At 70.4% G+C, this 11,506-nt stretch carries 7 protein-coding genes; 6 read left to right on the top strand and 1 reads right to left on the bottom strand.

What is annotated here, in order from left to right:
- From D183_RS0107540 to D183_RS0107525, 4 genes are all read left to right on the top strand, one after another.
- Window positions 1-2,191, top strand: a 2,191-nt coding sequence (locus D183_RS0107540) for a TonB-dependent receptor (RefSeq protein ID WP_017908467.1), incomplete at its 5' end; no start/stop codon positions are given.
- Between the two features lie 8 nt (window positions 2,192-2,199).
- On the top strand, window positions 2,200-3,510 hold the full coding sequence (locus D183_RS0107535) for a histidine-type phosphatase (protein WP_017908466.1): 1,311 nt from the start codon (window positions 2,200-2,202) through the stop codon (window positions 3,508-3,510).
- 457 nt (window positions 3,511-3,967) lie between these two features.
- Entirely contained in the window at window positions 3,968-4,990 is a 1,023-nt protein-coding gene (locus D183_RS0107530; protein ID WP_017908465.1) for an NAD(P)H-quinone oxidoreductase, read from the top strand.
- Between the two features lie 232 nt (window positions 4,991-5,222).
- Window positions 5,223-7,601: a DUF3772 domain-containing protein gene (locus D183_RS0107525; RefSeq protein ID WP_017908464.1), complete on the top strand. Its 2,379-nt coding sequence runs from the start codon at window positions 5,223-5,225 to the stop codon at window positions 7,599-7,601.
- Window positions 7,602-7,731: 130 nt separating this feature from the next.
- Here the strand turns inward: D183_RS0107525 and D183_RS0107520 are convergent, their stop codons facing one another.
- Window positions 7,732-9,423 carry an ABC1 kinase family protein gene (locus D183_RS0107520; protein ID WP_017908463.1) on the bottom strand — a complete coding sequence of 564 codons (1,692 nt, stop codon included), beginning with the start codon at window positions 9,421-9,423 and terminating at the stop codon, window positions 7,732-7,734.
- A gap of 356 nt (window positions 9,424-9,779) precedes the next feature.
- Between D183_RS0107520 and D183_RS27750 the strand changes: the two genes are divergently transcribed.
- Together D183_RS27750 and D183_RS0107510 are read left to right on the top strand one after the other, a co-directional pair.
- Window positions 9,780-9,920 (top strand): hypothetical protein, encoded by a 141-nt coding sequence (locus D183_RS27750; RefSeq protein WP_017908462.1) that lies wholly within the window; start codon window positions 9,780-9,782, stop codon window positions 9,918-9,920.
- 84 nt (window positions 9,921-10,004) lie between these two features.
- Window positions 10,005-11,162: an XAC2610-related protein gene (locus D183_RS0107510; protein ID WP_017908461.1), complete on the top strand. Its 1,158-nt coding sequence runs from the start codon at window positions 10,005-10,007 to the stop codon at window positions 11,160-11,162.
- The last annotated feature ends 344 nt before the right edge of the window (window positions 11,163-11,506 follow it).

Below are 11,506 nucleotides of genomic sequence, written 5' to 3'. Positions count from 1 at the left end.
CGCCGCGCCGGTCGCCGCCCCACGGGCGCCGCGCAGCGCCGCTCCGGCGCATGTCGAGGCCGACGGCGAACACGACGGCCCGCGCGAACTGGCGCCGATCAACGTCACCGCCAACAGCGTCGACACGCTGGCGCCCAGCGCCGCGCCGCTGGAGGCGAGCCAGCCGACCTCGGTGATCGACGAGCGCTTCATCCGCGACGGCCTGCGCCTGAACTCGAACTACGACGACATCATCAAGTACGCGCCCAGCGTGGTCACTACTTCGCCGGAAGGTCCGGGCCTGGGCAAGAACGAAGGCGTCAGCATCCGCGGCTTCCAGGACGGCCAGTTCAACATCACCTTCGACGGCATTCCCTTCGGCGATGCCAGCGACCTGCATCACACCACCTCGGCCTACTTCAACAACCACGTGCTCGGCCAGGCCGAGATCGACCGCGGCCCCGGCGGTGGCGCCACCATCGGCAACGCCACCTTCGGCGGCACCCTGGCGCTGCGTACGCGCAATCCCAGCGAGGTCGACGGGGTCACCGTCTACGGCACCGGCGGCAGCTGGAACACCTGGGCCGGCGGGGTCAGCGCCGACGAGCACATCGGCAACACGCGCCTGTTCGCGGATCTGTCCAAGGAAGCCAGCGACACGTACCTCAAGGGCACCGATGACCGCCGCGAGCACGCCTTCCTCAAGACCGTCACCGATCTGGGCGAGGCGACCACGCTGACCTTCGTCAGCAGCTACAACCAGGAGCACCAGAACACCGTGCAGGGCGCCACCCGCGCGCAGATCGCGCAGCATGGCTGGCGCTACGGCCTGGGCAACGATCCGACCCTGCAGAACTACACCGGCTACAACGCCGCCGCCTACTACTCCAGTTTCACCTACCTGGGCCTGAGCACGCGCCTGGGCGAGTGGGACCTGGACAACAAGGTCTACTACAACAGCTTCGACCACACCGCTTCCAAGACCAGCATCCCCACCAGCGAGAGCGCTGCCGACAACGGCGTGACCTTCTACAGCGCGACTGGCAAGAAGCTGTCCAAGGCCGCCAAGGACGTGCCGGGCAAGCTCTCGGACAACGACTTCCGCGCCTTCGGCGACGTGCTGCGTCTGGCGCGGGACCTGGGACCGGGACAGTTGCAGACCGGCGTGTGGGTGGAACGCAACCTCGACGAGCGCCAGCAGTTGCCGGTGGACATGACCACCGGCGCGGCCAGCGGCACCAAGTACGGCCCGCTGTACAACTACAACCTGCACGACCGCACCGACACCTTGCAGCCGTACCTGCAGTACGACTGGAAGCTCAGCGACAGCCTGACCCTCAGTCCGGGCCTGCGCTACGCGCGGGTGCGGCGCCAGCTCGATGCCGAACTCAACAAGAGCACGCCGCCGGCGCCGGCGCACAGCGAGGCCAGCTACGATGCCACGCTGCCGTCGCTGAGCCTGCACCAGAGCTTCAACGAGCACTGGAGCGGCTACGTGCAGGCCGCGCGCGGCTTCCTGGCACCGCCGATCGACGTGATCGAACTCAACGGCGCCCGTGGCCTGCGCCCGGAGCTGACCAGCAACTACCAACTCGGCACCAGCTATGCCGCGCGCGGCCTGACCTTCGGCGCCGACGTCTACTACATCGACTTCAGCAACTACATCAGCCAGACCCTGATCAATACCGACAGCGGCACCGAGAGCGCCTTCGTCAACGGCGGCGGTGCGGTGTACAGGGGCGCCGAGGCCGAGGCCACCTACGCGCTGACGCCGATCCTGAGCCTGTACGCCAACGCCAGCTACAACGACGCCACCTACAAGCACAGCAGCACCCAGGTCGCCGGCACGCCGCGGGTGACCGCCGCCCTGGGCCTGCTGTACAACAGCGGCACCGGCTACTTCGGTTCGCTGATGGAGAAGGTGGTGGGCGCGCAGTACGGCGTGGACAACAGCACCGCGGCCAATGGCACCACCGTGTTCGGCAACGACCAGCGCCTGGGCGGCTACGCCAGCCTGGATGCGGCGCTGGGTTACCGCAGCACGCACGGGCCGTACGGCATGAAGGGCTACTCGATCAGCATGGACGTCAACAACCTGCTGAACCGGCATGCGCTGATCGGCTACGCCGGCACCCGCTCTTCCGACAACCAGCCGCTGTACTTCGGCCTGGCCGGGCGCGGCGTGTTCCTCGACCTGTCGCTGAAGTTCTGAGGCCGGCCATGTTCGCTTTCCGATTCGCACGCGTGCGCAGCGCATGGCGCGTGGCTGCGTTGCTGTGCGTCGCCAGCGCCGCCTGTCCGGCGGCGGCATCGCCCAAGCCTGCCGCGGCATCGAACGCGGCGGAGGTACGCCTGACGATCGTGGTGATGCGCCACGGCGTGCGCGCACCGACGCAATCGCCAGAAGACCTGGCCAAGTACGCCACGCAACCCTGGCCGCAATGGCCGGTGGCGCCCGGCCAGCTCACCGCGCACGGTGCCGCCGGCATGCAGGCGCTGGGCGCGCGCTACCGGCAGCGCTGGCTGTCCACGGCGGCGCTGGCGCCGGACTGCGCCGGGTCCGGCGCGGTGGTGATCGCCGACAGCACGCCGCGCAACCACGACAGCGCGGCGGCCTTCACCGAGGGGCTGCTGCCGGGATGCCAGGCGCACTACCTGGCGTTGCCGACGACGCAGAACAATCCGCTATTCCATTTCGGCAAGGACGAGGACAAGGACGACGATGCGCCCGCGCCGCCGTTGCACCTGGACGCGGCCACGCGCAGCCGGCTGCGGGCGCTGCAGCGGGTGCTGTCCGGCTGCGCGGGGTCGGCCTGCGCTGCGCAGGAGTCGCCGCGCCTGGACGATCCGCAGCGGCTGCAGGATCCGGTGCAGGCGGCCAAGGTCTTGAAGACCGCCGGCAGCCTGGCCGAGAACCTGATGCTGGAGTACGCGCAGGACCTGCCGTTGCCGCAGGTGGCCTGGGGGCGCGCCGATGCCGCGGCGCTGCAGCGGCTGATCGGCCTGCACAACGCCTCCTTCGCCTACAGCAAGCGTGCGCTGCCGGCGGCGCGTGCCGGCGGCTCCAACCTGCTCGCGCATCTGCTGGCGACGCTGCAGGCCGCGGCCGCGCAGACCCCGGCGGTGGCGCCGCTGGCGCCGGCGGACACGCGCGCGCTGGTGCTGCTCGGCCACGACACCAACCTGGCGCATCTGGCCGGCCTGTTCGGCATCGATCCCATCGTGCGCGGCCAGCCGGACGCGTATCCGCCCGGCGGTGCGCTGCTGCTGGACCTGGTGCGGCAGGACGGCCAGGACTTCCTGCAACTGCGCAGCGTGGTGCCGACCTTGCCGGCGCTACGGGCCAATCGCTTCGACGGCCGCAGCCTGCGCGAGCGGCGCTGGCCGTTGCCCGGCTGCGGCGGCCGCCTGCGCTGCCCGCTGGCGATCGCGCTGCCTGCGCTGCAGGCGCGGCTGGATCCGCAGCGGGTCGAGGCTGCCGTGCCGGCGATGACCGAGTGGCCGGCGCAGGCGGCGTCAGTGGGCGAGTAGGCGCCGCCTACCTTGAGCGCTTGCGTGAGCGGAGCGTTACGCCTCGACACCTTTGGCGTTGGAAGTGACTGGCGGTCATCGTCACGCGCGTCGCGACTGAAGTCGCTCCCACAGGGGCCTACGGCGAGCCTGCCCGGTGCACTGTGGGAGGGACTTCAGTCCCGACGCATTGCGCCATCGGAAAGCACACCACTTCGCGCGTCATGGCTGCATGACAGTTGATGCTTCGTTCTGCGCCTGCCTCGGGCAGGCTGTGTCGGAAGATGCGAGTGCGCGCAGGTGTGGGAGGGACTTCAGTCCCGACTGCAGACGGCCTGAGAGGACCAGGCAGGTCTTTCGTGCACTTCATCGCGAACATCGCCCGCCGTCACGGACCCCTCAGCGCGGAAGGTCGATCATCGCGGTTCCCCCACGCGCCTGCGCCTGCGTGCGCCGCGCTCCTTGCCAGGACCCCGCCATGTCCCCGACCCACGCCGCTGCGCTGCCCGACACCATGACCGCGATCGAAATCCGCCAGCCCGGCGCGCCCGAGGTGCTGGTGCCGGTGCGCGTGCCGCTGCCGCACCCCGGGCGCGGCGAACTGCTGGTGCGGGTGGCCGCGGCCGGCGTCAACCGGCCCGACGTGATGCAGCGCCAGGGCAGCTATCCGCCGCCGCCGGGCGCCTCGCCGCTGCCGGGGCTGGAGTTCGCCGGCGAGGTGGTCGGCCTGGGCGAGGGCGTGGAGCGTTACCGGTTGGGCGATCAGGTCTGCGCGCTGGTCGCCGGCGGCGGCTATGCCGAATACGCGGTGGTGCACGAGCGCAACGCCCTGCCGGTGCCGGCGGCGCTGAGCCTGACCGAGGCCGCGGCGGTGCCGGAAACCTTCTTCACCGTGTGGACCAACGTGTTCCAGCGCGGCCGCCTGCAGTCCGGCGAGACCCTGCTGGTGCACGGCGGGACCTCCGGCATCGGCAGCGTCGCCACGCTGCTCGGGCGCGCCTTCGGTGCGCGGGTGATCAGCACCGTGGGCTCGGCCGACAAGCGCGCGGCCAGCCTGGCGCTGGGCGCGGAGGCGGCCATCCTGTATCGCGAGGAGGACTTCGTCGCCGAGACCAAGCGCCTCACCGAGGGCCGCGGCGCCGACGTGATCGTGGACCTGATCGGCGGCGACTACCTGGCGCGCAACTACCAGGCCGCGGCGCTGGACGGACGCATCGTGCAGATCGGCATCCAGCAGGGCAAGGTGCGCGAACTGGACCTGATGCCGCTGCTGGCCAAGCGGCTGACCCACACCGGCTCGACCCTGCGTCCGCGCTCGGTGATGGAAAAGGCGGCGATCGCGCGGGAACTGGAGCAGCAGGTGTGGCCGTTGCTGACAGAGGGTCGCATCAAGCCGCAGGTGGACCGCTGCTTCCCGCTGCAGGAGGCGGCGCAGGCGCATGCGCTGATGGAATCCAGCGCGCATATCGGCAAGATCGTGCTGGTGACGGACGCGCGGTGAACCGGGTATCGGTCGTGGCGACCCGCCTGCCGTCGTAGGAGTGGCGCGCTTCGGTCGCGACAGGCAGCCGGCGCAGGCACCGGCGCGGCCACACGGCACGCGCGCCCGCGCCCGCCGCTGGCCTGGTTCAAGCGCCGCGCCGTATAGTGCGCCGCACGCGCGGTGGTCCGCGCTTGCCCGTGCCGGTCCCTGCGTGCGCCTGCTGCCCCGTTCCGCGTCGTCCTCTTTCCTGTTGCGTTACGCCCTGCTGCTGTTGTGGCTGTGCGCGGCGGTGGCGTCGGCGCAGCCGCAGGACGCCGCCGACGCGCCGCCGGACCCGCAGACCCTGCTGGACAACGCCGCAAAGTCGCTGAAGGACGCGCGCGGCAAGGAAGTGGATGCCGGCAACCAGGCCGCCTTCCAGAACCTGGTCACGCAGGTCTCCGACGCCTCCAACGATGCGCAGACCGCGGTCGACGCCCTGGCGCCGCAGCTGGCCCAGGTGGAGGCACGCCTGCAGCAGCTCGGTCCCGCCGCCACCGGCGACTCCCCCGACATCGCCGCGCAGCGCAAGGCGCTGACCAAGCAACGCGACAGCCTGGACTCGGGGGTCAAGCGCGGCAAGCTGATGGTGGTGGAGGCGCGGCAGCTGGCCGACGAGATCGAACGCGCGCGCGCCGAGCATTTCAGCCAGGAGCTGTCGCTGCGCTCGCCGTCGCCGCTGTCGCCGGCGCTGTGGAAGCAGATCGCCGCCGATTTCCCCGACGACCAGGCCAAGCTGCTGGCGCTGTACACGCTCGGCATGCAGTCGCTGCAGGACGCGATCGCCGAGCATGGCAGCGGCGCGCTTGGCGTCGGCATCGCCATCGCGCTGATCCTGCTGTTCCCGCTGCGCTACCTGCTGCGCTGGCTGGGCAAGCGCTATGCGATGTCGCGCGCGCCGGGCAGCCGCCTGCGCCGGTCGGGTCTGGCGATCTGGTTCCTGCTGCTGGGCACGTTGACCCCGGGCCTGGCCGCGCTTGCCCTGGCCGAGGCGCTGCGCAGCATCGATGCGGTGCCGGAGCGCCTGGACGCAGTGCTCAACGGCTTCGTGGTGGTCAGCTTCGCCGCGGCCTTCATGGGCTCGCTCGGCGCCAGCGTGCTGCTGCCGAACCAGCCGAGCTGGCGGCTGTTCCCGATCGACGACGCCACCGCGCGACGCCTGCGCAAGTACACCTGGGCCACCGCGGCGCTGGCCTGGCTCAGCAGCATGCTGCTGGTGATCAACCAGGCTGCGCGCACCAGCGACTCGGCCACCGTCGCCGCCGACGGGGTGATCGCGCTGGTCTACGGCGTGCTGATCCTGGCCACCCTGACCAGCCTGTCGCGGCTGCGCCGGCGCCAGTACGCCGAAGCGGCGGCGCAGGCCCTGGCCAATGCGCAACCGCCGCCGCCCGGGCAGCACGGCGGTGCGCTGGCGTTGATCGGCGTGCTGGTCAAGGTCGCGGTGGTGGTGGCGCTGCTGGCGGCGCTGCTGGGCTATCTGCACCTGGGCCTGTTCATCACCCGGCAGATCATCTGGATCACCATGATCGTCGGCGCGATCCGCCTGCTGATGACCTTCGCCGACGACTTCGCGTTGTGGCTGTTCGCCAGCGAGGGCCGCATCGGCCGCGCCGCCAATGGCGCGTTCGGGGTGCGTTCGAGCAGCCTGGAGCAGGCCGGGGTGCTGACCTCGGCACTGATACGGGTAGTGCTGTTGCTGATCGGCGTCGGCGCGCTGTTGATGCCGTTCGGCACCAACGTCTCGATCGTCTCGGACTGGTTCTCGCTGCTGTCCGATGGCATCCGCCTCAGCGACAAGGTGGTGGTGTATCCGGGCGCGATCGCCCGCGCGGTGCTGGTGCTGCTGCTCGGCCTGGGCGTCATGCAGTACCTGCATCGCTGGCTGACCCAGACCTACCTGCCCAAGACCGAACTGGACGACGGCTCGCGCAACTCGATCAGCACGGTGGCGCGCTATGTCGGCATCATCCTGGCGGCGTTGTGGGCGCTGGCCGCGCTGGGCATCGGCCTGGAGCGGATCGCGCTGGTGGTCAGCGCGCTGTCGGTCGGTATCGGTTTCGGCCTGCAGTCGATCACCCAGAACTTCGTGTCCGGCCTGATCCTGCTCGCCGAGCGCCCGGTCAAGATCGGCGACTGGATCAAGATCGGCGACCAGGAGGGCGACGTGCGCCGGATCAGCGTGCGCGCCACCGAGATCCAGGTCGGCGACCGCTCCACCCTGATCGTCCCCAACTCCGAACTGATCACCAAGACCCTGCGCAATATGACCCTGGCCGGACCGCTGGGGCGGGTGCAGATCCAGTTCGCGGTGTCGCTGGGCACCGACGTGGTCAAGCTGCGCGCCATCCTGCTGGAACTGTACGCGTCGCATCCGGGCGTATTGGACGACCCGGCGCCGTCGGTGTTCATCGACTCCATCGCCAACGGCCACGTCACCCTCAACAGCTTCGCCTACGTGGCCTCGCCGCGGCTGACCTACGGCACCCGCAGCGAACTGTTCTTCGCCCTGCTGCAGCGCCTGGCCGAGGAGGGCATCGCCCTGGAGTCGCCGCAGGAAGTGAAGCTTTTACGCGATCCTCAGGCGTAGCAGGGATTCGGGAGTGGGGATTCGGGATTGGTGGAGCGCGAAGCGACTTTGGCCGCCAGCTGTCGGCGCCGCAGGTCGCAGCTGAAGCCGCTCCTGCGATTCCCCATTCCCGATTCCCCACTCCCGGCTTCTAGCGCCTCCCGCGTTCCTCGCGCGCGCGGATGCGTCGGTCGAACAGCACCGCGCTGACCACGATGCCCAGGCCCAGGATCACGCCGAGCAGGAACAGCACCATCGCGATGGCCGGGTAGCCGAACAGCTTGCTGCCGGTGTCGATGCGCATCATCTGCGTGGAGGCCAGGATCAGCGCGGCGGTGACGATGCCGGCGGCGACGCGGTTGGCGATCTTCTGCAGGCTCTCCATCAGCCGCGATTCCTCCAGCCCGGCCACGCGCACCTGCAGGCGGTTCTCCGCGGCCAGGGTGAGGATGTCGGAGATGCGGCGCGGGCCTTCGCGCAGCAGCGCCTGCAGCTCCATCGCCTCGCTGGCCAGGTTGGCCGCCGACAGCGATTTCTTCAGGCGCGCGCGCATCACGTGCTGCAACTGGTCCTCGACCACCACGCGCGTGTCCAGGTGCGGCGACAGCGCCCGGCACACCGCTTCCAGGTTGAGCAGGGTCTTGCCGAGCAGGCTCAGCTCCGGCGGCGTGCGCAGGCCGTAGGCGGTGGCGATGCGCACCAGGTCCAGCACCACCCGGCCTTCGGACATGGCGTCGTGCGCCGCGTAGCGGGCGATCATCTGCCCGGTCTCGCGTTGGTAGCGCTCCTCGTCGAAGTCCTCCAGGCGCGTGCTCAGTGCGATGGTTTCCTCGGCCACTTCCTCGCCGCGGCCGTCGACCGCGGCGAACAGCAGCTTGAGCAGGCGCTCGCGCAGCTTCGGCGGCACGTGCGCGACCATGCCCAGGTCGAAGATCGCCAGGCGCCCGTCGGCGAGCACGCGCAGGTTGCCCGGATGCGGATCGGCGTGGATCTCGCCGTGCACGAACATCTGGTCCAGGTAGCCGCGCACCAGCGCCGCGGCCAGGTCGTCCATCGGCTGCTCGGTGCGGCGCAGCCCGGAGATCTTGTCCACGCGCACGCCTTCGGCCAGCTGCATGGTCAGCACGCGGCGGCTGCTCAGGTCCCACACCGGCTGCGGCACCCACAGCTGCGGGAACGGGCGCAGGTGCTCGCCGAAGCGCGCCAGGTTCTCGGCCTCGGCCTCGTAGTTCAGTTCGGCCAGCAGCGCCTTGCCGAATTCGGCCAGCCAGTCGGCGAAGCGGATGCGCCGGCCCAGCCCGGTCAGCTTGTCGGCGGCGCTGGCGAAGCTGCGCAGCACCTCCAGGTCCGCGCGCACCTGCGCGGCGACCTCGGGCTTCTGCACCTTGATCGCCACCGGGGTGCCGTCGCGCAGCGCGGCGCGGTGCACCTGCGCCAGCGAGGCGCTGCCCAGCGGGGTGTCGTCGAAGGCGGAGAAGGCCTTGTTGATGCCGACGCCCAGCTCGGCCTCGACGATCTCGCGGATGCGTTCGCTCGGAATCGGCGTGGTGTTCTCCTGCATCCGCTCCAGGGCGGTGGCGAACTCCGGCGGCACCACGTCCGGGCGCGTGGACAGCATTTGCCCGAGCTTGACGAAGGTCGGCCCGAGCGCCTCCAGGTCGGTGACGAACTGTTCGGGCGTGCCTTCCGGCGGCAGCTCGTGCTCGCCCTGGGCGGTCTCCATGTCCATGCCGGAAAACACCCCGGAGCTGCGGTAGCGCAGCAGCAGGCGCAGGATCTGGGTACGGCGGCTGAGGCCGCCGATCACGTGCGGGGTGGCCGCAGCGTCGGGCGTCGCGCTCAAGGTGGGCTCCGGGCAAGGATGGGCGTGATCGAGTGTGGCGACGGCCGGGTCGTCGCGTGGTGAATCCCGCTGCGCGTCGTGGATCGCAGGTGCTCGGGCGTGGTGCCGGCGGCAAGGTCGGCGACGGCGCTGTCGGCCAGCCCGGCGGCGGCCGTTGCTGGGACGACGCACTCACGGCGTATCCTGCCCCGCAACGAGAGCCAGAGAACGGCGCGCAGTGCAGCAGGGTGAGTGGCGATGGCGGTGAGCGGGCAGGGATGCAACGGACGGTCGTGGTGCGTCGACCGATGGCAGATGACGCCAGCCACGCGACGTGCTGCACCGGCACCTTGCCTGTTCGGCAGGGCTCTCGACCGATGAGGTGGCGTCGGCTCGCGCTGCTGGCGGCTGGGGTGGTCGTGGTGCTGCTCGTGGTGGCCTGGCTGGGCGAGGACGGCGGCGGCATCGCCACCGAGGCGCGCACGGCGCTGCGGGCGCTGGCACGCGCGCTGTTCTGACGCGCCAAGGTCCGCTGGTCTCTGGCCGGCCGCCACGGCCGGCCTTACCCTTGGCCTCCGTTGCCCGTCGCCAGGAACGCCACCATGTCCTTCATCGTCTCGCATGCCGTTGGCCATGCCCGTGTGCTGTCGGCGCGTGCACGCCTGGCCTTGCTGCTTGTGCTGTTGTCGTCGACCGCGACCGCCGCGACGCAGACCCAGCGGTATGCCGGCGACGACTTCGACGCCAAGGCCTTCGCCGCCAGCACGCACCGCCGTTACGACCTGCAGGACTTCTCCGATCGCTACCGCGCCACCTTGGAGATCGAGGACAGCGGCGAGGTGTTCCGTCCCGGCATCGTGCGCGTGTTCGCCCGCGGCAACGCCACGCCGCTGCTTGAGGTGGCCTCGCCGGAGTTGGTGCTGGACACCGATGCGAAGAGCGGCAAGGTCAAGGCCAACGTGCACGAACTGCCGTACGGCGAGCAGAGCGTGCTGATCTACGACGATTTCAATTTCGACGGGATCAAGGATCTGGCGGTGATGGACGGGCAGAACAGCTGCTATCACGGCCCGTCCTACCAGGTGTACCTGGGCACCGCCGACGGCTTCGAGGCCGATGCGGACTTCACCGAGCTGGCGCAGAGCAATTGCGGCCTGTTCGAGGTGGATGCGCAGGCGCGCGAACTCCACACCATGACCAAGGACGGCTGCTGCTGGCACCAGTTCGCGACATACTCGATCCGCGATGGCGCGCCGCTGCTGGAGAGCGAAACGGTCGAGGACGCGCGCGGCGACGGGCCGGGACTGGCACAGGAGACGGTGTACCGCGACCGTGCCGGCAAGCGCGTGGCCGACATGCACTACCTGTGGGACGAGGAAGGCGAGACGGCGGTGGGTCAGCGCAAGATCCTGCTTGAGTTCCGCCTGGCGCCGGCTGGCAAGCGCATCGTGGTGTTCGCCAATGTCGGCGACGGCGCAAGCGGCGCGCCGTACTACGCGGCGCTTGGCGCGCAGCAGCGGGTGGATCTGCTGTATCCGGACGCGCAGGGCGAGGCGATGGACTACGACGCCGACCGCCATCTGCTCAGCTTCGCGCGTGGCGACACCACCTACCGCATCGTCGGCAACGCGCAGGGCGTGCCGCAACGCATGGAGGTGGAGGTGCGTGGCAAGACCCAGCCGCTGACGCTGCAGCCCGGCTCGGTGCATGGCTCGCTGCAGGCGGTGGCGCAGGTGCTGGACGCGGCGTCGGCGGAGTAGGGGGGCGACGGGGCGTTGCTCCGAAGCAACTGGCGATTTTGGCTTGCGCGCGTCGGGACTGAAGTCCCTCCCACAGTGCGCTCGGACAGCTCGCCGCAAGCCTTGTACGAGCGGCTTCAGCCGCGACAGGCGTTCCCGAACACGCCTGCCGCCCCGATTGACCCATACCTGCCTCGCACCGCATCGGCCGACCCGACCGGCCGCTTCACCGCCACGCCGCGAACGCCCGCGCCACCGCTTCGGCGCCGGGATCGATCACGCCACGTAAGGCGTCCGCCGGCACCGCGGCAGCACGGCCGGCGCCGGCGCGGGTGAGTTGGGCGGTGGCATCGGCGCCTGCGCGC

This window comes from Xanthomonas sp. SHU 199 (genome assembly GCF_000364665.1).
Classification (GTDB): domain Bacteria; phylum Pseudomonadota; class Gammaproteobacteria; order Xanthomonadales; family Xanthomonadaceae; genus Xanthomonas_A; species Xanthomonas_A sontii.
The sequence above is the reverse complement of the archived record's forward strand: the minus strand, read 5'-3'. Positions and strand labels throughout refer to the sequence as shown.